We start from the raw sequence: 21,982 nt of genomic DNA, 5'->3' as shown, positions 1-21,982 counted from the left end.
ACGTTACGCGCTCTCGTGTCCCGGACGCGCTGCGGCACGCAGTGACGCTGCGCAGAGCCGGGACCCAGTCTGCCACAAGCGTGGGCCCCGGTTCAGCAGCGCATCACTAACGTGCTGCGCTGCGCCCGGGGCACGAGACCTCGAGTCAAACTCCCGTCTTCCGATTTTGATATGGACCGGCTAGGTTCCCCGCCAACGAAAAAGAGGGAACGACCACACATGCTTTCAAGGCTGCTTCGAAACCTGCGCACGATCGGCACCGCCGCGCTGTGCCTCGCCGCCGCATCCACCGCGCAGGCCGACACCTGGCCGAGCCGCAACATCACGCTGGTGCTGCCATTCGCGGCCGGCAGCGGTACCGACACCACGACGCGGCTGATCTCGCAGCATTTGTCGCAGGCGCTCGGCGTCGGCATCGTGATCGAGAACAAGGCCGGCGCCAACGGCATGATCGCGGCGACCTATGTCGCGCGCGCCGCCCCCGACGGCTACACGCTGCTGGTGACGACAAACACCACGCATTCGGCCAATCCCTATCTGCTCAAGAGCCTCACTTACGATCCGGTCAAGGACTTCACCCCGATCGCGCGGACCGGAGATCTGCCCTTCATGCTGGTGATTCACCCGGACGTGCCCGCGAAATCCGTCGCGGAGCTCGTCGCCTACGGCAAGGCCAATCCGGGCAAGCTGAGCTACGCCTCGGGCTCGTCCTCGGCGATCGTGTCGGGTGCGACCTTTGCGCACAATGCCGGGCTCGACCTCTTGCACGTGCCCTACAAGAGCTCGCCGCCGGCGCTCAACGACGTCATGGGCGGCCGCGTCTCGATGATGTTCGTGGACATCCTGACCGGCCTGCCGCACGTCCAGGGCAACGCGCTGCGCGCGCTCGCCGTCACCACCAAGGACCGCACGCCGCTGGTGCCGAACCTGCCCTCGATGCAGGAGGCCGGCGTGCCGGATTTCGATATCTCCTCGTGGCAGGGCTATTTCGGCCCCGCCGGCATGCCGAAGGAGATCGTGACGCGGCTCAACGCCGAGATCCGCAAGATCGTCGAGAAGCCGGAGATCAAGGCCCAGCTCGCCACGCTCGGCATGGACGCGTTTTCGGGCACGCCGGAAGAACTCGGCAAATTCGTCAACGAGCAGCTCGTGCTGTGGGAGCGGCTGATCAAGGACGCGGGGATCGAGAAGCAGTAGGCGGTCTCGTGTCCCGGACGCGCTGCAGCGTGAAACGCTGCTGCGCAGAGCCGGGATCCAGAATGCCGCGGCATGGGCCCCGGTTCAGCAGCGCATCACTGCGTGCTGCGCTGCGCCCGGGGCACGGAACTCGTAGGGCGGGCAAAGCGGAAGCGTGCCCACCAACATCTCGACAAGCTCAAAAAGAAAAGGTGGGCACGACGCTTGCGCGTCTTTGCCCACCCAACGAATTCAGCGCTAGAATTTAGGCCGCGCGGACCTTGGCGAGGAAGCCGTCCACCGCGTTGCGCAGCGCGCCGGACTGGCTGTCCAGCTCGCGGGCGTTGGTCAGCACGTCGCCGGCCGCGGTGCCGGTCGCTTCCGCGGCCGAGGTGACGCTGCCGATATTGGCGTTGATCTCGCTCGAGCCGGCCGCGACCGACTGGATGTTGCGGGCGATCTCGCGCGTCGCCTCGCCCTGCTGCTCGATCGAGGCGGAAATGCCCGCGGTGATCTCGCTCATCTCGGCGATCGTCTGCGTGATGCCGCCGATCGCCGCGACCGCATCACTGGTCGAGGTCTGCATCGCCGCCACTTGCGCGGAGATTTCCTCGGTGGCCTTGGCGGTCTGGTTGGCCAGCGCCTTGACCTCGGAGGCGACGACGGCGAAGCCGCGGCCGGATTCACCGGCGCGCGCCGCCTCGATGGTGGCGTTGAGCGCGAGCAGATTGGTCTGCGCCGCGATCGAATGAATAAGCTTGACCACCTCGCCGATCTTCTCGGCGCCGGTCGAGAGCTCCTGCACCGTGGCGTTGGTGCGCTCGGCATCGCTGACGGCGCGGCTCGCAACTTCGGTCGAGCGCGTCACTTGGCGGGAGATTTCCGCAACCGAGCTCGACAGCTCTTCGGCGGCGGCGGCCACCGTGCCGACATTGCCGGAGGCCTTCGAGGAGGCCGCGCCGACGGTAGCCGCACGCGACGAGGCGTCGCTGGCGGTCGCGGTCATCGACTGCGCCGTCGACTGCATGCCGGCCGCGGCCGAGGAGACCGAGCGCACGATGCCGTTGACGCTGCGTTCGAAGTCGTTGGCGATGTCCTCCATCGCGCTGCGGCGTTCCGCCGCGGCGCGCTCCTTCGCAGCCGCCTCGGTCTTTTCGAGATCGCGGATGCGGATCGCGTTGTCCTTGAAGATCTGGACGGTCGAGGCCATCGCACCGACCTCGTCACCGCGGCCGACGCCGGGAATCTCACCCTCGAGCTTGCCGTCGGCGAGATCCTTCATGCGGGCGCCGAGCAGGGCCAGCGGACGGCTGATGCTGCGGCCGATCATCCAGGCGACGCTGCCTGCGACGATGACGATGCCAAGCATGGCAAGGCCGAGCAGCCAGTAGACCGGGCCCATCTTGGCGTCGATGTCGGAGAGATAGGCGCCGGTGCCGAGATACATGTCGAAACCGGGAACCGCGACGGCATAGCCGATCTTGCTGATCGGCCTGTCCTGGCCGGGCTTCACATAATCATAATAGAGCAGGATCGAGCCGTTGGCCTTGACGCCCTCCATCAGCTCGACGGACAGCTTGCGGCCGTTGGTCACGACGTCCATGCGGTTGCTGCCGATCTGCTTCGGATCGGGTGCGAGCTGGGTGATGCCGTCATAGGACGTGCCGAACAGATAGCCCGAGCCGTTGTCGTAGGTCATCGCATTGCCGTAGCGGCGAAGATCGGCCATCGCGGCGTCCTTCGTCAGCTCGCCGGCATCGACGCGCTTCTTCAGCGCGGCGGCGTAGTTGCGGCCGAGGTCGACGATCGACTTGGTCTGGTCGATGCGTGCATTCACCATCTCCCGCTTCATCAGGTAGCCGGCGAGAACGCCGGAAATGCACAGGCCGAACAGGGTGACGCCGACAAGGATGCCCAGCTTGGGCGCGATCTTCAGATTGCTCAACTTCACGGGATGGCTCCGGCAAAAATGGAATACGGGCACGCGAGTGAATCGATCGAAATTGAATCAACTTTTAGTGTGTGACACCTTAGCAAGTTACTTACGTGCCTCCGTAGAAGCCCGGACGATGGCGCCAAATCCGGCAATTTATCTTGGAGCCGACAACCGGGAATTGTACGCGCGCCCGTCGATTTCGCGTAAAAGACGCAAAGGCCCGCCAAGAAGGCCGGGCCCGCAACAAGAACCGACAAACCAAATCGGGAGCAGGAAATGCCGAAATACAGGGTGGTGACGCCGAAGGGCGCGAGCTTCACGGTCGCGGGCAGCGATTATTCCTACGAGCGCGAGGCGCTCGATCCGATCGATGCCGAGATCGTCGAAGCGCCGGCCAACGAGGCGGAGTTCATCGCCGCCGCCAAGAATGCCGACGCCATCTACGCCAAGGGCATCCCGATCACCAAGACCATCATCGACGCGCTGGAGAGCTGCAAGGTCATCACGCTCGGCTCGGTCGGTGTCGACAGCGTCGACGTGAAGGCCGCAACGGCCCGTGGAATCCCGGTGACCAACATCCCTGACACCTTCATCGAGGAGGTCGCCGACCACGCCATGATGCTGCTGCTCGCCGGCTTCCGCCGCCTGGTCGAGCAGGACCGCATGGTGCGCGACGGCCGCTGGGCCGAAGGCCGGCCGGCGCTGCTCAAGATACCGCGGCTGATGGGCCAGACGCTCGGCTTCATCTCGTTCGGCCGCGTCGCGCGTGCGGTTGCCAAGCGCGCCGCGCCGTTCGGCCTGCGCATGATGGCCTACGATCCCTTCATCCAGGAAACGCTGATGTGGGACCACGGCGTCATCCCGGCGACACTGAACGAGGTGCTGTCGCAGTCCGACTTCGTCTCGATGCACGCCCCTGCCCGGCCCGAGGTGCATCACATGCTGACCGAGAAGCACTTTCGGCAGATGAAGAAGGGCTCGGTCTTCATCAACACCGGCCGCGGCGCGACGGTGGACGAGGAGAGCCTGATCAAGGCGCTGCAAGAGGGCTGGATCGCGCATGCCGCCCTCGACGTGCTGGAGAAGGAACCGCCCTCCCACAACAATCCCATCCTCAGCATGGAGAACGTGACCCTGACCGCCCATGTCGCCTCGGCCTCGGCACGGTTCGACGAAGCGCGCAAGCGCCGCGTGGGCTACGAATTGTCACTGGTGCTTCAGGGCATGTGGCCGGTAAGCTGCGTCAATCCGTCGGTGCTGCAGGACACCGCGCTCCGCCGCTGGCAGCCCGTCGGCATGGACCGCGGCCCGAACAGCTAAGGCGGCCGGCGCAAAGCGCGCCGAAAGAGCGGCAAGTGACTGAAACGGCCCTTCACCGGCGATCAACGCCGGGAAGGGAGACATCATAGGGAGGAACTGATGAGGAACGACATCACACGTCGTGATGCCTTGGCGCTGGGCCTGTCCGCCGCAACGTTCGCGGCCACCGGTGCTGCGGCGCAAACAACGACATCCAACATCAAGGCCGCCGATGTGCCGGCGCCCAAGCGCGAGATCGAGAAGGGCGCGTCCCTGCGCATGCTGCGCCCGGTGCGCTTCGTCCAGGCCGACGAGGACGTGTTCCGCGCCAATGCGGCGAAATTCACCAAGGAGACCGGGGTCGAGATCAAGGTCGACTTCGTCGGCTGGGAAGACATCAACCAGCAGACCGCGGTGACCGCCAATTCCGGCGCCGGCCCCGACATCATCATCGGCTTCTCTGATGCACCGCACATCTACATCGACAAGCTGATCGAGCTGACCGACGTCGCCGACTATGTCGGCAAGCGCTATGGCGGCTGGCTGCCGCTGGCGCAACGCTACGGCAAGAAGAACAAGCGCGACGCCTGGATCGGACTGCCGTTCGGCGCCACCGCGGGCCCCCTGATCTACCGCAAATCGATCCTGCAATCGGTCGGCTTCGACAAGGTGCCGGAAGATCATGCCGGCATCCTCGACCTCTGCCAGAAGCTTCAGAAGGCCGGCAAGCCGGCCGGCTTCGCGCTCGGTAACGCCAAGGGCGACGGCAACGGCTTTGCCAGCTGGGCGCTGTGGTCGCACAACGCGGCGCTGCTCGACGAAGAGGGCAACGTCACCATCAACAGCAAGGAGACGATCGCCGCGCTGAACTGGGTGAAGCAGCTCTACCCGACCTTCATCGCCGGCACGACGTCGTGGAACGACGTCAGCAACAACCGCGCCTACTCCTCGCAGGAGATCGCGCTGACCGCCAACGGCGTCTCGCTGTACTTCTCGCTGAAGAACGATCCCGCCACCAAGGCGATCGCCGAGGACAGCGAGCATCAGCTGCTGCCCAAGGGCGTCGCCAAGGTCTCGCCGATGGCGGGCCTGACGCTGAACGCCATGGTGTTCAAGCACAGCCAGTATCCCAACGCCGCAAAGGCCTTCCTGCAATACATGCTGGAGAAGGACCAGTACGAGCCGTGGCTCAACGCCAACTCCGGCTATTGGTCGCAGCCGCTGGCCGCCTATGCCGAGGCGGCCGTGTGGTCGCAGGATCCGAAGGTGAAGCTGTTCAAGGACACCATGAACAGCACCTATTACGACGGCTATGCGGGGCCGATCTCGACGGCGACCGGCGCCGTCAGCGCCGACTACGTGCTGATCCAGATGTTCGCATCCGTTGCCACCGGCGCCGCCACGCCGGAAGCCGCGGCCGCGGAAGCCGAGCAGCGCTGCAAGCGATACTTCCGGCGGCAGAAGTAGCGGCGGAAAGAACGGCCGTCATTGCGAGCGAAGCGAAACAATCCAGTCTACCTCCGCGGCAACAGCCTGGATTGCTTCGTCGCTTCGCTCCTCGCAATGACGGAGTGGTGACTCTCATAGACAGGACAACGCCCTGATGTCCGTGACCACCCTCTCCTCTCCTCTGATGGCCAACCGGCAGCCGAACTGGCTGGTGCGGCTGTTCGACTACAAGCCGTTCCTGATCGCGATGTGCCTTGCGCCCGCGCTCGGGCTGCTCGCGGTGTTCCTGACCTATCCGCTCGGCCTCGGCGTCTGGCTCGCCTTCACCGACACCACGATCGGCCGCAAGGGCGACTATGTCGGCCTCGAGAACTTCCAGTACCTGCTCACGGATTCGCTGTGGTGGAACGCGGTGTTCTACAGCGTGGTCTACACCGGCATCGCGACGTTCGGGAAATTCGCGCTCGGCTTCTGGCTGGCGCTGCTGCTCAACAACCATTTTCCGTTCAAGAGCCTGCTGCGGGCGATCATCCTGCTGCCCTGGATCGTGCCGACGGTGCTGTCGGCGCTGGCGTTCTGGTGGATCTACGATCCGCAGTTCTCGATCATCTCCTATCTCCTGGTCGACGTGCTGCACTGGCGCACGAGCAATGTCGACTTCCTCGGCTCGCCCTGGCCGGCGCGGTTCTCGCTGATCGCCGCCAACATCTGGCGCGGCATTCCCTTCGTCGCGATCTCGCTGCTGGCGGGCCTGCAGACCATCTCGCCCTCGCTCTACGAAGCCGCCATGCTCGACGGCGCCAGCGCCTGGCAGCGCTTTCGCTACATCACCTTCCCGATGATGATGCCGATCCTCGCCATCGTCATGACGTTCTCGATCATCTTCACCTTCACCGACTTCCAGCTCGTCTACGCCATCACCCGCGGCGGCCCCGGCAACTCGACGCATCTGCTGGCGACGCTCGCCTTCCAGCGCGGCATCGCCGGCGGCGAGCTCGGCGAAGGTGCGGCGATCGCGGTGTCGATGATCCCGTTCCTGGTGTTCGCGACGCTGTTTTCCTATTTCGGCCTGGCGCGCCGCAAATGGCAGCAGGGAGAAAGCAATGACTGATACCGTCGCGCAATCCGCCGTCGCGGACGCAAAAGCCGCACCCGACACCATGGCCTGGGATTCCGGGCTGCGGCGGCTGATGATGATCTACCTGCCGCTCGGCTGCTTCGTGCTGATCCTCCTGTTCCCGTTCTACTGGATGGCGATCACCTCGTTCAAGCCGAACGCGGAGCTGATGAACTACAAGGAGCACAATCCGTTCTGGATCTCCTCGCCGACGCTGGCGCACATCAAGCACCTGCTGTTCAACACCGCCTATCCGCGCTGGCTGTGGACCACGATGCTGGTCGCGATCGGCTCGACCACGCTGTCGCTGATCGCGAGCACGCTTGCGGCCTACGCGATCGAGCGCCTGCGCTTCCGCGGCAGCCCTTATGTGGGCCTCGGCATCTACCTCGCCTATCTCGTGCCACCGTCGATCCTGTTCATCCCGCTCGCGACCGTGGTGGTGCAGTTCGGCCTGTTCGATTCGCCGATGGCGCTGATCCTGGTCTACCCGACCTTCCTGGTGCCGTTCTGCACCTGGCTCCTGATCGGCTATTTCAAGTCGATCCCCTACGAGCTCGAGGAATGCGCGCTGGTGGACGGCGCGACGCGGCTGCAGATCCTGCGCCGGATCACGCTGCCGCTGGCGGTGCCCGGCCTGATCTCGGCCGGCATCTTCTCCTTCACGCTGTCCTGGAACGAGTTCATCTACGCGCTCGCCTTCATCCAGAGCGGCGCCAACAAGACCGTGCCGGTCGCGATCCTGACCGAGCTCGTCACCGGCGACGTCTACCAATGGGGCGCGCTGATGGCGGGATCGCTGCTCGGCTCGCTGCCGGTTGCGATCTTCTACTCGCTGTTCGTAGACTATTACGTGTCCTCGCTGACCGGCGCAGTGAAGGAGTAGCGGCGTCCGCGCGATCACGGCTTATCGTGCTATCGTGATAGATCGCTTGCCTTCTTTGGTGCTACCAGCCCCGCCTGCGGCTGGTTCGATGATTGGCGCCGCCAATAAGCACCAAAGAAAGCGAGCATTGCATGGGATCGCAAAAACTCCCCTCATTGTCCCGACGGGGCTTTTGCCTGTGCTGCGTCGGCGGCGCCTTTGCAGCCACAACGGGTTGGCTGACGCCGCGACAGGCCTTCGCAGAAGCGCGCGGCCTCGTCAGCCTGATCAAGGACAGTGCGGCGGCATCAGCCATCACAACCTACAAGCTGCGCAACAATATCAGCGTGCTGGAAGGATCCGGCGGCAACATTGCCGTGCTCACGGGACCTGACGGCAAGCTTCTGGTCGATGCCGGCATCGGCGTCTCGCGCCCGCAGCTCAGCAAGGCGCTGGCCGAGCTCGGCAAGGAGCCGGTCGCGCATCTGATCAATACGCATTGGCACTTCGACCATGCCGACGGCAATGAATGGCTGCACGCGGCCGGCGCAAAAATCCTCGCCCACGAAAACACCCGCAAGCACCTGTCCGTCGTTCAGCGGGTCGAGGACTGGGACTACAATTTCCTCGCTCTGCCCGCCAGCGCCGTCCCGGCAGAGGTTTTTGCCAAGGACCATCATCTCAAGGTCAACGGCGCATCGATCGCGCTGAAATATTACGGGCCGGCACATACCGACAGCGACATTTCGGTGATGTTCACCGAAGCCAACGTCCTGCATGTCGGCGACACCTTCTGGAACGGCATCTATCCGTTCATCGACTATTCGACCGGCGGCAGCATCAACGGCATGATCGCGGCGTCCGACGCCAATCTGGCGGTAGCTAAGGATGACACCATCATCATCCCCGGTCACGGCAAGCCGGTCAGCAACAAGGCCGAGCTGCAGGAATTCCGCGACATGCTGGTCGCGATCAGGGACAATGTCGGCAATCTCAAGAAGCAGGGAAAGTCGCGCGACGAGGCCGTCGCCGCCAAGCCTACCGCTGCGTTCGACGCGAAATTCGGCCAGTTCGTCATCGACCCCGGCTTCTTCACCAGGCTGGTCTATGAAGGCGTGTGAAGCCAGCCGCAGCGCTTGCGATGCGCTGCTGCTCACCCGCGCGGTAAGGGAGTAACCGGGCCCTGCGGCCTTTCGCCCGGTTTCACAAAACTGCAATATGCCGTCCGCATAAGGCGTCGTCCGCTAACAGGAGACGCACATGCGCGCGACTTTTCTCAGCACCGTCGCAACGATCATTCTCACCGCGAGCACCGCGCTCGCGCAGGGCGAAGGCGAATTCCCCGCCAAGCTCGCCGGCCACGTGGTGATGCCGGCCGCCACCTTCATCGACGCGCCGGCCGATGCGCCCGCCGATCTCAAGACCTCGGGGAAATACACCACCGGCAAGCGCGTCGACGCGCTCGGCACCGTGATGGGCAAGTCCTATGAGCGCGCGACCGGCGTGTCGCTGCCGTTCAAGGGCCAGCCGCTGCAGGGCCATTCCGGCATCAAGCACATGGCCGACGGCAGCTATTGGGTGATCACCGACAACGGCATGGGCGCGCGCGCCAACTCGCCGGACTCGATGCTGTACCTGAACCGCTACAAGATGGATTGGGCGAGCGGCAAGATCGAGCGCCAGGAAACCATCTTCCTGCACGATCCCGACAAGAAGGTGCCGTTCCGCATCGTCCATGAGGACACGCAGAAGCGTTACCTGACCGGCTCCGATTTCGACACCGAGGGTTTCCAGATCATCGGCGACACCTTCTGGATCGGCGACGAGTTCGGCCCCTACATCCTGAAGGCCGACAAGACCGGCAAGATCCTCGGCGTGTTCGAGACTGTTGCCGACGGCAAGCCGGTCCGCTCGCCCGACCATTGGGCGGTGGCGACGCCGGGCGCGCCGGGCGCGACCTACACCAACGTCAATTTGCGCCGCTCCAAGGGCTTTGAGGGCTTCGCGTCCTCGAAGGACGGCAAGTTCCTCTACGGCCTGCTCGAAGGACCGCTGTGGGATGCCGACAAGAAGGACTGGGAGAAGGTCGACGGCAAGGAAGCCTCCCGCATCCTCGAATTCGACGTCGCCGCGGAGAAGTTCACCGGCCGCTACTGGCAGTATGTGTTCGAGCAGAACGGCAATGCCATCGGCGACTTCAACATGATCGACCCGAGCGCCGGCCTCATCATCGAGCGCGACAATGGCGAAGGCACCGCCGACAAGGCCTGCCCGCAAGGCACCCGCGGCGAGAACTGCTTCCCGGATCTCGCCAAGTTCAAGCGCATCTACAAGATCGAGCTGACCGACGCCAATGTCGGCAAGCCGGTGCGCAAGATCGGCTATATCGACCTGATGAAGATCCAGGATCCGGACAAGAAGGCGCGCAAGCCGCTGAACGACGGCGTCTACACCTTCCCGTTCTTCACCATCGAGAACGTCGATCGCGTCGACGACACCCACATCATCGTCGGCAACGACAACAACCTGCCGTTCTCGTCCAGCCGCGATCCCAACAAGGCCGACGACGACGAGTTCATGCTGCTCGAAGTCGCCGACTTCCTGAAGGCGAAGTAAGACCGACGCTCTCTCAACACGGTCATCGCCCGGCTTAAGCGCGAAGCGCGTCTTCGCAGAAAAGGCCGGGCGATCCAGAACGCCGCGGCGGTCGTGCGATACGGATAAGCCGCGGAGTACTGGATGCCCCGCTTTCGCGGGGCATGACAGAGAGAGTGATGCGCGGAGAGGTGAAGAGCTACCTCACCGTAAACTCCACCGGAATCGAAAAACTCATCGCGCCGTTCTTGATCTCGTCCGGGATCGGCGGAAACGGCGAGGCCTGGCGGACCATCGACATGGCCTGGGCGTCGAAGGCGGCCACACCGGACGAGCCGCCGAGACGGCTCGACGTCACCTGCCCGCTGCGGCTGACGGTGAAGCTGAGCCTTGCGACGCCACGCTGACCGTTGCCACCGGATGGATATGAGTGGAAGCGCATCAGATGTGCGCGAACCCGCTGATTGTAGGACGCGATCGCTGACGCCACGGCGCCGGCGCTGACAGCGGAGGTCATCGGGGCCTCGCGCTCGGCGCGCGGCGGCGCGCTGGTCCGCGGCGCTGGCGTTGCATCCGACGGCTTCTTCGCTTCCCGCCGAACCACCTTGGGCTTCTCCGGCGCAGGCTTTTCGACCGGCACGATCTTAGCCGGCTCGGGCCTGGCAGGCGTCGGCTCGAGCTTCTGCTCCCGCGGCGCGACCACATCAGGCTTCTCCTGCGGCGGGGTCGGCGCGATGGTTTCCTCGACCGCCTGCTGCTGCACCGGCTCCGGCGGCGAGGCATCGGCCTCCTGCATCAGCGGTCCCGGCGCGACGTTGTCCATCGTCGGCTGCGGCGCGGAGGTCACCGGCGACATGTCGACCATGATCGCCGGCAGGCTCACGCCCTGCTCCGGTTGCGAGCGGAGCCAGCTCATCGCCAGCACCGCAGCGCCAATATGCAGCGCCACCATCACCGCGCCCGATACGCCCCAGCGCGCGGTCTCGCGTTCGCCAAGCGGCTCGTGCAGGGCAAAGGCGTTCGCGGCCATCAACTGCGTCCGTCGAGGCCGACCAGGGCGACCTTGAGGTAGCCGGCATTGCGCAAGGTGTTCATCACCTCCATCAGGTCGCCGTAGCTCACCGCCTTGTCGGCGCGCAGATAGATGCGCTCATCCTTGCGGCCATTGGTGGCCGCTGCGAGCGCGGCGGCGAGGCCATCGCGCGCCATCGTGTCCTCGCCGACGGCCACGGTGAGATCGGGCTTCACCGTCACAAAGGTCGGCTTGTCCGGGCGCGGCGCCGGCTCGGCGGCGGTGGCGGGCAGCTCGACGCCGATGTCGACGGTGGCGAGCGGAGCTGCCACCATGAAGATGATCAGCAGCACCAGCATCACGTCGATGAACGGCGTGACGTTGATCTCATGGGTGACGTCGAGATCATCCGGGCCGCCGCGCGACCCGAGCTTCGATCCCCCGCGTGCACCGAGCTTGGCGCCCATGCCCTACTCCGCCGCCCGTGCCAGGCGGAAGTCCCTGTTGTCGCGCTGGCGGCTGACCAGCAGCATGAGCTGCGCCGAGGCGTCGCCAAGCAGCGCGCGGTAATTGGCGATGCCGCGGACGAGATGGTTGTAGATCACCACCGCCGGAATCGCCGCGACGAGGCCGAGCGCGGTCGCGAGCAGCGCCTCCGCGATGCCGGGCGCGACGACGGCAAGGCTGGTGGTGTGGCTCTCGGAGATGCCGATGAAGGAATTCATGATGCCCCAGACGGTGCCGAACAGGCCGACGAACGGCGCGGTGGCGCCGATCGTCGCGAGCACGCCGGTGCCGCGCGCGATCTGCCGGGACATCGCCGCCTCGACCCGTTCGAGCCGCAGCGCGATGCGCTCCTGAAGACCGTCATCGACGACGCCGCCGGAGAGCTCCGCCTCTTTCGCGCAGGACTGGATGAGCTGGGCGACCGCATCATGCGCCTCGCCGATCCGCTCGGCCGCCTCCGCCAGCTTCATCCTGCCCTCGAGCGCGCGCGTCCGCGCGACGGCGAGCGCACTCTTGCGGCGCAGCTCGATGGTTTTGGCGAGCCACACGGTCCACGTCACCAGCGAGGCGATTGCGAGCCCGACCATCACCGTCTTCACGATGATGTCGGCACCGAGAAACATGCCCCAGGGCGACAGATTGCGCGGCAACAGCGCCTCGTCGATCGCGAAGGCCGGCGCCGGCGCGAGCGCCAGCGCGATGGTTAGGATCACGTGCCGAAGCCTGGAATTGCCCTGCATCCTGATCTCCCGACAGACAGAAGGAGGTTATGCCGCCGCTTTCGCCGCGAGCCGGTCCGCAAGCTGCCGGAACCGTGCGAGCTGGTCCGTCCGCAGCGCCCGGGTCTCGTCGCGCCCGACGAAGACCTTGAACATGATGCCGCCGTCGGAATTGACGAAGGCGATGAAGGCCGAGCTCTTGCCCATGAAGGGACGCTCGACGAAGGCCACGCCGGCGCAGCGTTCATGGCGGAGATGGCCGTGCAGGCCCTTGGGCTGCATCAGGTTGAAATAGCCGCGGCCGATCTCGCCCGCGGGAATGCTGCCGGTGAACTCGAAGATCGCGTCATCGGTGTGAACGATCAGCGTGACCTCGCCCCATTGTGCGATGTCCTGCATGGCGACGGCGAAGTGCTCGCCGCCTCCCATGCGCACCATCGACGGCGGCAGCGCCTCGATCACCGCGCGCGGGGTGACGCTGCGCTCGCGCGCAACGTCCTCGATCACCGCGCCGGGATTGTCGGCCATATACGCCTTGAGATCGGCAAGATCGGTGCTCAGCATGTCCGGCTCCTCTTCAAGCTGGCCGTAAACTCAAGCGGCCGCGTTGGTCTTGCGCTCGGTCATGATGACCTCGAACCCCTCGAACTTGGGGTGGCCGAGATAGAGGCTCTCGCCGGTCTTGTTGTCGGCGCGCGCATGGGCGCGGCGGAATTCGTCCGAGCGCGTCCAGGCTTCGAAGGCCGCCTTGTCGACCCAGACCGTGTGCGACGAGTACAGCGTGTGATCGTCGGCGACCGGCCCCTTGAGCAGGTGGAATTCAACGAAGCCGGCCATGCTGCCGAGATAGGATTCGCGGGTGCGCCAGACGGTCTCGAACGCGGCTTCCGAGCCGAGCTTCACCTGGAAGCGATTCATAGCGATGAACATAAAGTCTCTCCTTGTTATCAAGACGAAAACGCGCCGAAGCCGCGCTGGAGCATCAGCGCGGCCCGGCGGAATTGCTGGTGTTGCGACGCCCTCGGCTACGCACCTCCAAAGTGAATCTTCAAGCCGGCCTTGTAGACCCGGCCCGGTCCCGGGCTGGTCCACAGCACGTCGTTCTGCGTGGTGCCGTCGGTCGAGCTGCCAGGAACGGCGTAAGGCCGGTAGTACTGGTTCAAGAGGTTGTCGATCGAGGCCGAGAACACGATGTCCTTGGTCGCGTTCCAGGTCAGGTACATGTTGATCAGGTCGTAGCCGGTCGACGGCACATAGCCGGCGGGCACGTCGTTGTTGGGACCGTACGAAGCCCACTGCGCCGACAGGATCAGGGTGCGATCGAGCAGGCGAACGCCGCCGGTCGTGACCACCTTGGTCGGGGTGATGGTCGCAAGGCCGATATTGGTCTGGGTGTTCTTGCCCTTGATGTAGTGACCGGCGAGACCGACGAACCAGTTGCCGGCGTCGTACATCGTCTCCGCCTCAAAACCCTCGATGCGGGCATTGGCGATGTTCTGGTACTGGTAGAACTGGCTGAACGAGCCGAACCCGGTCGGGACCGGCATCGACGCCACGAGGTCGATGTAGTCGGAGACGTCGTTGCGGAACAGGTTGATCTTGCCGCGGAAGGAGTCGGACGCGGTGAAGATGTTGTCGTATTTCAGGTTGAAGCCGACTTCCTTGTTCTTGCCGACCTCGGGACGAAGGTTCGGATTGGGCAGGAAGCAGAACAGGCCGCTGGTACCGTCCGGGCAGACGAAGAAAGCCGGCCCGCCACCGGTCGCATGCGCACCGGAGATCACGGTCTCGGTGATCGAGGGCGCACGATAGCCTTCGGCGTAGCTGACATAGGGCTGGAAGCCCGCCACCGGCGTCACGCCGAGGGTGATCTTCGGCGAGAAGCGGTCGCCGCCCGTATAGGTCTTGCCGGATTCCAGGTGATAGCGATCGTAGCGGATCGCGCTGATGGCCTCGAACCACGTGCCGTAGTTCTGCTTCAGCTGCATGAAGCCGCCCGAGACCGTGCGGATGCCGCTCGGCGTCGTGATGTTGGAATTGCCGCGGCTGTCGGTCGTGATCACGTCGTCCTGGAACGCATCGACGCCGTAGGTCACGGCGTTGCGCCAGTCACCGACATTGAAGCGCGTGGTGTTGTTGGCGTCGAAGCCGACCGTGTTGAGCACATAGCCGCGCTTGTCGCCGACGCAGCCCGAGATGTTGTTGCCGACATTGCCGGCGCCGCAATAGGCCGCGCCCGAGGTCGAATAGTGGTAGGTCTTGGTCTGGTCCTGGTCGGTGCGGTTGCCGTAGACCGACACATGCGTGTCGAACAGATTGTCGCTCGGCAGCGAATAGTTCCAGGTCACCGTGCCGGTGTAGTTCTTCACATCGGAAGCGTAGACCGACGAGCCCTGATAGAGCGCGCGCTGGGCTGCCGTCGCCACCGGGCCGGTGTTCATCTGGCCGATGGTGTATTGATAATCCTGGAAGGTGCCGCCGAACTTGACCTCGTGACCGAGCGCCGGGCGCACCGTCAGCTTCAACAGGCCGGCTTCGACCTGGTTGTTGGTGTTGCCGATCTCGGTGCCGTTGCCGTCCTTGTAATTGCCTTGGGTGCGGTAGACCGCGCCGCCGAAGATATCGACGTCGGGCGTGGCACGGACGCCGCCGAACACCGAGCCGAGGCCGCGGCTGTTGTTGGTCCCGTAGGAGCCGGAGAGATCGACGCCCCAGCGCTCGCCGGGACGCAGCACGTCATTGATGTCCTTGGTCCGGAACGAGACGAGGCCGCCGATCGCGCCGGAGCCGTAGATGTTGGCGGTCGGGCCGCGCACGACGTCGACGCCGCCGATCAATTCAGGATCGAGGAAGAAGGAGCCGTTGGCGTTGTGACCCGTGCGCTGGTAGTTCTGCCGCGCGCCGTCGACGACGACTGCGACGCGGCCGAAATCCTGCAGGCCGCGGATGTTGATGACGGTCGCGGGATCGTCGCCGCGCTCCTGGAACGACACGCCGGGCACGGCATAGAAGATGTCCGAGAGCCGGTTGGGCTGAAGCCCCTGGATCTGGTCGAGCGAAATCGAGCTGACCGGCGCGAGCGAGTCGATCGCGCGCTCCTTGGTCTTCGTTGCCGCAACAGTAATGGTATCGAGCACCTGAACGGGCGCGGTGCTGCCGGCCTGGGCATTGGCATTCAAGGCCGCGGGCGTTGCCTGCTGCGCGACTTGCGGCTTGGCGGGCTTGCGCTTGGCCTGCTTCGGCTGATCCGAGGACGCATTTTCGGCGCGCGGCGAAGCGGTCTGCGCGAGACTGCTCTCCGTCATCACCGTCGCAATTGAAACCACCGACGCGCCCAAAATCAGGGCGCGCGAATACCTAGCCCCGTCAGCCATATCAGCCCCAGCCTGCACTTCACTTTTGTTTTGGTGTCTTCTGGCTGGCGTGCGCCGCACGAAGCGGCGACTGGCTGGCTGATTGTCTCAGGTCGCGGACATATTGCCCGCTGCCATAATTGGTTACGTGGCAACACTCTGACGGTCAATGTCGTGGGGTTGCAGTTTATATCAATTGTAAATTGCCACCGTTGGATTGCGCCTGATGCCGCCTATACAAACAGGCAGCATCTGAAATTTCGAAAGCGCATCACACCGACTATGTCTGCAACATCAGGAGAGAACGGCGGCGATGCGGCAGGGCCGACACAAAGCCCTGCTGCAACAACGAGAACGCTCACCATGCGGGGAAGCCGGATCGACAGCCGCGAACTGTTTGCGGCCGAGCGCGAGATCATCATCGCGCATGGCGAGGACAGCTATCGGCTCCGCCTGACCTCGCAGAACAAGCTGATCCTGACGAAGTAACCTGCAATGACATTTTGTCGCACCCTCGCAAACCTCCTGCTAACAGGCACGGTCGCGCTTGCGACCTCGGCGCACGCCGCCGGCATCACGGTGCATGATGCCCGCAATCGCGACGTCACCGTTGCCGACTTTGCCCGGACGGTCTCGATCGGCGGCGCCATCACCGAGATCCTCTATGCGCTCGGCCTCGAGAGCCGGCTGGTCGGCGTCGACACAACGAGCCTTTATCCGGCCGCAGCGCTGCACGACAAACCCAATGTCGGCTACATGCGCCAGATCTCGGCCGAAGGCGTGCTCGGCCTCAACCCGACGCTGATCCTGGCGATCCAGGGCTCGGGCCCGCGCGAGACCATGGACCTGCTGGAAACCGCGAAAGTGCCGCTGGTGCTGGTGCCCGAGACCTTCTCCGAGGACGGCCTGCTCGAGAAGATCAAGCTGGTCGGCCACGCCATGGGCGTCGATGCCCGCGCCGAATGCCTGAGCAGCGCGGTCGGCGCCGACCTTGCGCAACTCCGCGCGCTGCGCGCCAAGGTGACGAAGCCGGTGCGCGTGATGTTCGTGATGTCGCTGCAGAACGGACGGGCGACGGTCGCCGGCCACAAGACCGCGGCCGACGAGATCATTCAGCTCGCGGGCGCGGCCAACGCCATTGACGATTACGACGGCTACAAGGTCATCGGCGACGAGGCGATCGTGGCGGCGAAACCCGACGTGGTGCTGTCGATCGAGCGCGGCAAGGACTCCTTGCAGGCCGACGCGGTCTATGCCCATCCCGGCTTTGCCTTGACGCCGGTCGCCGCCAACAAGGGCTTCATCACCATGGACGGGCTCTATCTGCTCGGCTTCGGACCGCGCACGGCGGCCGCGGCGCGCGATCTCTCGGTCAAGCTCTATCCGGCGCTGGCCGATGGCGGCGCGTTCACGTCGGCTCTGTCGGCGGCGAACTGCCGGCAATGAGCGTGGCAGTCGGGACGGACGCGCGGAGTCCACGACGCGCCGGTGCGGGACGCCGGTTTACGTCGGTCGCGATCCCCCTGCTCCTCCTTGTGCTCGCAGTCACCGCGATCATAGCGCTGACCGTCGGCGCGGCTGGAATTCCCTTCTCTCGCTTGCCCGCCGCACTCGGCTTTGCCGGCAATACCACTGCCGATCCCATGACGGCGCGCGACCAGCTCGTGCTGTGGTCGATCCGCATTCCCCGGATCGCGGCGACCGCGATGGTCGGCGGCCTGCTGGCTGCGGCCGGCGCGATCATGCAGGGCCTGTTTCGCAATCCGCTCGCCGATCCTGCGCTGGTCGGCGTCTCCAGCGGCGGGGCGCTCGCGGCCGCCAGCGCGATCGTGTTCACGGATTCGCGCTTCGGCGAGACGCTGCGCTTTCTCCAGACCGAACTGTTGCCGCTCGCGGCCTTCGCGGGATCGCTGGCCACGACCGCGATCCTTTACGGCATCTCCAGCCGCGCCGGGCGCACCTCGATCGCGATCTTCCTGCTCGCCGGCGTCGCCATCACCGCCATCACCAATGCCGGCATCGGGCTTCTGGTGTTCATCGCCGACGACCGCCAGCTTCGCGACATCACGTTCTGGATGCTGGGCTCGATGAGCGGCGCGACCTGGACCAAGGCTGCCGTGCTCGCGCCGGTCCTCGTCGTCGGGCTCGCCGCCTGCGCCTACATCGCGCGCGGCCTCGATCTCTTGGTGCTTGGCGAGGCCGATGCCTTTCACGGCGGGGTCGATGTCGAACGTCTCAAGCGGATCTCGATCGTGACGGTCTCCGCCATGACCGGGCTCGCGGTGTCGATCAGCGGCGTCATCGGTTTCGTCGGCATCGTCGTGCCGCATCTCTTGCGCCTCGTCATCGGGCCGGCGCATCGCCTGTTGCTGCCGGCCTCGGTGCTGCTCGGCGCGATCCTGATGGTCGGCGCCGATACGCTGGCGCGCACCATCGTGGCGCCCGCGGAGATGCCGATCGGCATCCTGACCGCGGCGGTCGGCGCACCGGTCTTCCTCGGCATCCTGCTGCGGCAGCGCGGGCTTGCCTCGCTATGAGCGCCGTGATCGAGGCGCGAGCCCTCAGCAAGCGTGCCGGCCGGGCGACGCTGCTCGACGGCGTCGGCCTGACGGTTACAGCCGGCGAGATGGTCGCCATCATCGGCCCGAACGGCGCCGGCAAATCGACGCTGCTGCGGCTACTCTCCGGCGATCTCCGCCCAAACCAGGGCGAGGTGCGGCTGAAGGGGCGCGATATCGGCGGCTACACGCCGCGTGAGCTCGCCGCGCGCCGCGCCATGCTGTCCCAGCACATCAACGTCACCTTCCCCTTCACTGTCGAGGAGATCGTGCTGATGGGTGCCGGCGATCGCAGCGCGCGCGAGGCCGGCCCGCTGGTCGATGCCGCGCTGGACGAGGTCGGCCTTTCGCATTTCCGCGAACGGCAATTGCCGACGCTGTCGGGCGGCGAGCAGCAGCGCGCCCATTTCGCCCGCGTGCTGGTGCAGCTCGCCTGCGGCGAGGCCGAGCACGGGCCGGGACTTCTGCTGCTGGATGAGCCGACTTCGAGCCTCGACCTGCGCCACCAGATCGACCTGGTCGAAGCCGTGCGCCGCCGCGCGGCCGGCGGCACCGCCGTTATCGCGATCCTGCACGACCTCAACCTTGCGATCCGCTTTGCGGATCGTCTCGTCGTGCTGAACGGTGGCCGGCTTGCCGCCGACGGCCCGCGCGCGGACATCGTCACGCGCGAGATCATCCGCGACATTTTTGAGATCGACGCCGTCGTCCATCAGGCCGACGACGGCGTTCCCTACGTGCTGCCGCAGTCGATGCGGACCGCGCCGCCGGCGGCGAGAGACTAACCCGCCGGCACAATCACCATGCTCTTGTCCTTCGGCCAGCGGATCCGCCAGGCGAAATTGATGTCGCGGACCTCGCCGGGCTTGGCGTCGAACGACCATTCCAGCACGCCGCGCTTGTCGCGGATGTTGCTCGCGGTCGGCTGAGTGCTCGAAGGCAGCATCTCGACGACGATGTCCTCGCTCTCGCTGACCGGGAGCTGATCCTCGATCGCGACCTTGATCGGGAAGTCGTGACCGTTGCGGATCGTCGTCTTGAACGAACGCTCGTCGGTCTTCGACGTCGTCACGATCAGGCCGGCCGAACCTTCGTTGCGCTTGAGCACGGCGCGTTCGATCTTGATCTTGTCGTCGGCGCCGAAGCCGAGCCGCACGATGTCGTCCTTGACCGAGGCCGACAGCTTGCCGCGGCCGACGAAGACGCCGTCGCGATAGATCGCGACCTTGCCCGGCAGCAGCGCCGTGTCGTCGGTCTGCTTGAAGCTGGCTTCGAGGAAGGCAGTCGGATCCACCACCGGTGCCGCGCGCACGGCGAGATCGGCCGGCACGTTCATGGAAGCGATGCGCAGGCTCTTGGCACCCTCTGCGGCACCGAGACTGACGCGGCCTGGGATTTTGAAAGTCGCCTGGAAGTCGCCGATCTCCGCAACGGCTTGCTGTTCGTCGGCACGCACGGCGATATCGGCCTGTTCAGGGGGCACGGCGGCTGATTGCATCTTTCGCAACATCGGTGCTGCCGAAGGCATCCTGTCCTGCATCAAGCCCGACGCCATCGGCTTCGGCACCTGCGGATATTGCGCCACCAGCGAGCCCAGCTCCGGCGCGCTGCCGCCACGGGCGATGCGGACGGTGGAAACGCCGAGCGTCACGTTCGACCAGTCCTCGCCGGTCGATTGCGTGATCTCGGCCCGACGAACCAGCTCCAGCTGCGGCTTGCGGTCCTTGGCGCCGGTGTCGAGCCGGGCGTCGTAGAGCGGCAGCCAGCGCGCGTTGCGCACATTATACGTGACCCGCAGCGCCGCCTTGGTCGCGGCTGTCGCGGCAACGTCCATGCGGACCTCGAGCTTGCTCGGCGGCTTGGCCTTGCGCTCGACCTCGAGCTGGGCGATCTGCCGGTCGATCTCGCGCAGCTTGCGCGAGGCGTCGCGGACGGCGGTATCGGCGCTCGCGATTTCCTCGCCGACCGCGGCAAAGGCCGTGCGCCATTCGGCGATCGGCCGCGCCTCGCCCTTCTCGCCGATGCCGACGGGAGAGGCCTCCGCAAAATGCTCCGCAAATTTGCGCCGCGCATTGGCCGAGTCGATCGCGCCCTGCAGATCGGCGCGCTGGTCGTTCAGGGTCTCGATACGCTTGTCAAGCTCGGGCAGGTTGACCGGCGCCGCGCGCGGCGGCCGCGCATCGATGGTGCCGATGGTGAGCCTGGCGCCGCCTTCGCCCTCGACCCGGAGGGAGGACGTATCGAGCCCGAGCGGAAAGTCCTTGGCGACCAGCGTCGAGTCCCCGGACGGCAGGTCGACCGTGATGAGGCGCGTGACGGTGGCGCCGTCCGGATAGACGGTGACGGTATCGATGGCCGATGTGGCGTCGAGATCAGCGGCCCATGACGGCGCCGCCGTTGCCATGGTCACCAGGACCAGGCTCGTGGTTGCCAAACATCTTGCGGTGATGCGCATAAAGTCCCTCCTGCCGTATCGCCGCGCCGCCAGCCGGACGCGCGCGATCAAATGCCTCGCCAACATGGTTGGACGCGGCAGGGAAGGAACTGGTTCGATTGGGGTTTCCGTGGGGCGCTGCTGCGGCGGCAGCATGGCCGCGGAACGTGTCGCCCCGCGGCGGAGGCCGTCAGGCCTGAGTGGGCGAACCCTGGCCGAAGATGCGGCGGAGCAGATCGGTCACGTTCTTGGCCCCGGCCTTCTTCAGGATGCTGGCACGGTAGCCCTCGACTGTCCGGGCGCTCAGATGAATGCGCCGGGCGATCTCCTTGTTGGTGAGGCCGGCGGCAAGGTGCTCGAGCACGTCGCCCTCGCGCCCCGTCAGGGGCTCGCAGCCGGCCAGCCAGCGCTGCCGGCTCGCGTTCGGCTGACCGAACTCGTCGATGGCGGCATCGATCCGCCCAACGATGTCGTGGGTGCGGAACGGCTTCTCGATGAAGTCGGTGGCGCCGCTCTTGATCGCGTCGACCGCCATGGCGATGCTGCCGTTCGCCGAGGTCACCAGGACCGGCGCCATGCAGTTCTCCTCGCGCAGCCGCTTGAGCACGTCGAGCGCGGAGCGATCCGGCGGCATCTCGAGCAGCACGCAAGCCGGCATCCGCGCCTTGGCTTCCGAGAGCAGCGAGGCGCCATCGGCGAAACAGATCACGTCATAGGCGCTCTGTTGGAGCGCGGAGAAAAGTTGTTCGCGGGAGGCGGCGTCAGTTTCAATGACGAATACCTCACCCTTGGAAAGCATGTTTCCCGGCATAATCCCGATCCAGCAATGTCTTGGTCAAATGAGACGAGACGGCCGGGGGCCCCATCGCGCCCCGCCGTCTTGAACACGGGCATTCGCGCCGGTGCTTGGCTTTCCCTTATGTATGTTCCGTGCTGTTCCGGGATTTGACGGATCGGGACAG

General features: G+C 65.4%; 20 protein-coding genes. 11 read left to right on the top strand and 9 right to left on the bottom strand.

Features of this window, described 5'->3' with window-relative positions:
* Positions 1 to 219 precede the first annotated feature (219 nt).
* Positions 220 to 1,197, top strand: coding sequence for a tripartite tricarboxylate transporter substrate binding protein (locus tag VGR99_RS26580; RefSeq protein ID WP_326902657.1), 978 nt, complete (start codon positions 220 to 222; stop codon positions 1,195 to 1,197).
* Between the two features lie 244 nt (positions 1,198 to 1,441).
* Here VGR99_RS26580 and VGR99_RS26575 read toward each other — a convergent pair whose 3' ends face one another.
* Positions 1,442 to 3,127: a methyl-accepting chemotaxis protein gene (locus tag VGR99_RS26575; RefSeq protein ID WP_326902656.1), complete on the bottom strand. Its 1,686-nt coding sequence runs from the start codon at positions 3,125 to 3,127 to the stop codon at positions 1,442 to 1,444.
* A gap of 261 nt (positions 3,128 to 3,388) precedes the next feature.
* Between VGR99_RS26575 and VGR99_RS26570 the strand changes: the two genes are divergently transcribed.
* The 6 genes from VGR99_RS26570 (at position 3,389) to VGR99_RS26545 (ending at position 10,458) form a co-directional block, all read left to right on the top strand.
* On the top strand, positions 3,389 to 4,432 hold the full coding sequence (locus VGR99_RS26570; protein WP_326902655.1) for a C-terminal binding protein: 1,044 nt from the start codon (positions 3,389 to 3,391) through the stop codon (positions 4,430 to 4,432).
* Between the two features lie 99 nt (positions 4,433 to 4,531).
* Entirely contained in the window at positions 4,532 to 5,878 is a 1,347-nt protein-coding gene (locus tag VGR99_RS26565) for an ABC transporter substrate-binding protein (RefSeq protein WP_326902654.1), read from the top strand.
* 136 nt (positions 5,879 to 6,014) lie between these two features.
* Entirely contained in the window at positions 6,015 to 6,971 is a 957-nt protein-coding gene (locus VGR99_RS26560; RefSeq protein WP_326902653.1) for a sugar ABC transporter permease, read from the top strand.
* A complete protein-coding gene (locus VGR99_RS26555) occupies positions 6,964 to 7,863 on the top strand; it encodes a carbohydrate ABC transporter permease (protein ID WP_414645177.1) in 900 nt (299 codons plus the stop codon). The genes VGR99_RS26560 and VGR99_RS26555 overlap by 8 nt, the downstream gene beginning before the upstream one ends.
* A gap of 131 nt (positions 7,864 to 7,994) precedes the next feature.
* Positions 7,995 to 8,963 (top strand): MBL fold metallo-hydrolase, encoded by a 969-nt coding sequence (locus VGR99_RS26550; RefSeq protein ID WP_326902652.1) that lies wholly within the window; start codon positions 7,995 to 7,997, stop codon positions 8,961 to 8,963.
* 139 nt (positions 8,964 to 9,102) lie between these two features.
* A complete protein-coding gene (locus VGR99_RS26545; protein WP_326902651.1) occupies positions 9,103 to 10,458 on the top strand; it encodes an esterase-like activity of phytase family protein in 1,356 nt (451 codons plus the stop codon).
* A 178-nt stretch (positions 10,459 to 10,636) separates the two neighbouring features.
* Here the strand turns inward: VGR99_RS26545 and VGR99_RS26540 are convergent, their stop codons facing one another.
* The 6 genes from VGR99_RS26540 to VGR99_RS26515 all read right to left on the bottom strand — a co-directional run bounded on the left by VGR99_RS26540 (position 10,637) and on the right by VGR99_RS26515 (position 16,049).
* On the bottom strand, positions 10,637 to 11,467 hold the full coding sequence (locus tag VGR99_RS26540) for an energy transducer TonB (RefSeq protein ID WP_326902650.1): 831 nt from the start codon (positions 11,465 to 11,467) through the stop codon (positions 10,637 to 10,639).
* Entirely contained in the window at positions 11,467 to 11,916 is a 450-nt protein-coding gene (gene exbD, locus VGR99_RS26535; RefSeq protein WP_326902649.1) for a TonB system transport protein ExbD, read from the bottom strand. Before exbD ends, VGR99_RS26540 begins: the two co-directional genes overlap by 1 nt.
* A gap of 3 nt (positions 11,917 to 11,919) precedes the next feature.
* On the bottom strand, positions 11,920 to 12,696 hold the full coding sequence (gene exbB, locus VGR99_RS26530) for a tonB-system energizer ExbB (RefSeq protein WP_326902648.1): 777 nt from the start codon (positions 12,694 to 12,696) through the stop codon (positions 11,920 to 11,922).
* Positions 12,697 to 12,723: 27 nt separating this feature from the next.
* A complete protein-coding gene (gene hutX / locus VGR99_RS26525; protein WP_326902647.1) occupies positions 12,724 to 13,239 on the bottom strand; it encodes a heme utilization cystosolic carrier protein HutX in 516 nt (171 codons plus the stop codon).
* Between the two features lie 30 nt (positions 13,240 to 13,269).
* Complete coding sequence (locus VGR99_RS26520) at positions 13,270 to 13,605, bottom strand: antibiotic biosynthesis monooxygenase (RefSeq protein WP_326902646.1); 336 nt, start codon at positions 13,603 to 13,605, stop codon at positions 13,270 to 13,272.
* Positions 13,606 to 13,700: 95 nt separating this feature from the next.
* Entirely contained in the window at positions 13,701 to 16,049 is a 2,349-nt protein-coding gene (locus VGR99_RS26515) for a TonB-dependent hemoglobin/transferrin/lactoferrin family receptor (protein WP_326902645.1), read from the bottom strand.
* Between the two features lie 261 nt (positions 16,050 to 16,310).
* Between VGR99_RS26515 and VGR99_RS26510 the strand changes: the two genes are divergently transcribed.
* Genes VGR99_RS26510 through VGR99_RS26495 form a run of 4 tightly spaced genes read left to right on the top strand, consistent with a single transcriptional unit; the run spans position 16,311 to position 19,371 of the window.
* Positions 16,311 to 16,517, top strand: a complete 207-nt coding sequence (locus tag VGR99_RS26510) for a hemin uptake protein HemP (protein ID WP_326902987.1) — start codon at positions 16,311 to 16,313, stop codon at positions 16,515 to 16,517.
* Between the two features lie 6 nt (positions 16,518 to 16,523).
* The gene (locus VGR99_RS26505; protein ID WP_326902644.1) at positions 16,524 to 17,474 is read left to right on the top strand and encodes a hemin ABC transporter substrate-binding protein; all 951 of its coding nucleotides are present in this window, start codon (positions 16,524 to 16,526) and stop codon (positions 17,472 to 17,474) included.
* Positions 17,471 to 18,565: an iron ABC transporter permease gene (locus VGR99_RS26500; RefSeq protein ID WP_326902643.1), complete on the top strand. Its 1,095-nt coding sequence runs from the start codon at positions 17,471 to 17,473 to the stop codon at positions 18,563 to 18,565. The genes VGR99_RS26505 and VGR99_RS26500 overlap by 4 nt, the downstream gene beginning before the upstream one ends.
* Positions 18,562 to 19,371 (top strand): heme ABC transporter ATP-binding protein, encoded by an 810-nt coding sequence (locus VGR99_RS26495; protein WP_326902642.1) that lies wholly within the window; start codon positions 18,562 to 18,564, stop codon positions 19,369 to 19,371. Before VGR99_RS26500 ends, VGR99_RS26495 begins: the two co-directional genes overlap by 4 nt.
* Here VGR99_RS26495 and VGR99_RS26490 read toward each other — a convergent pair.
* Together VGR99_RS26490 and VGR99_RS26485 are read right to left on the bottom strand one after the other, a co-directional pair.
* Positions 19,368 to 21,041 (bottom strand): mucoidy inhibitor MuiA family protein, encoded by a 1,674-nt coding sequence (locus VGR99_RS26490; protein ID WP_326902641.1) that lies wholly within the window; start codon positions 21,039 to 21,041, stop codon positions 19,368 to 19,370. The genes VGR99_RS26495 and VGR99_RS26490 overlap by 4 nt on opposite strands.
* A gap of 169 nt (positions 21,042 to 21,210) precedes the next feature.
* Complete coding sequence (locus VGR99_RS26485) at positions 21,211 to 21,831, bottom strand: response regulator transcription factor (protein ID WP_326902640.1); 621 nt, start codon at positions 21,829 to 21,831, stop codon at positions 21,211 to 21,213.
* Between the last annotated feature and the right edge of the window lie 151 nt (positions 21,832 to 21,982).

This window comes from Bradyrhizobium sp. (assembly GCF_035935975.1).
Lineage (GTDB): Bacteria > Pseudomonadota > Alphaproteobacteria > Rhizobiales > Xanthobacteraceae > Bradyrhizobium.
Note: the sequence above shows the minus strand (reverse complement) of the source record. Positions and strands in the feature narration are given on the sequence as shown.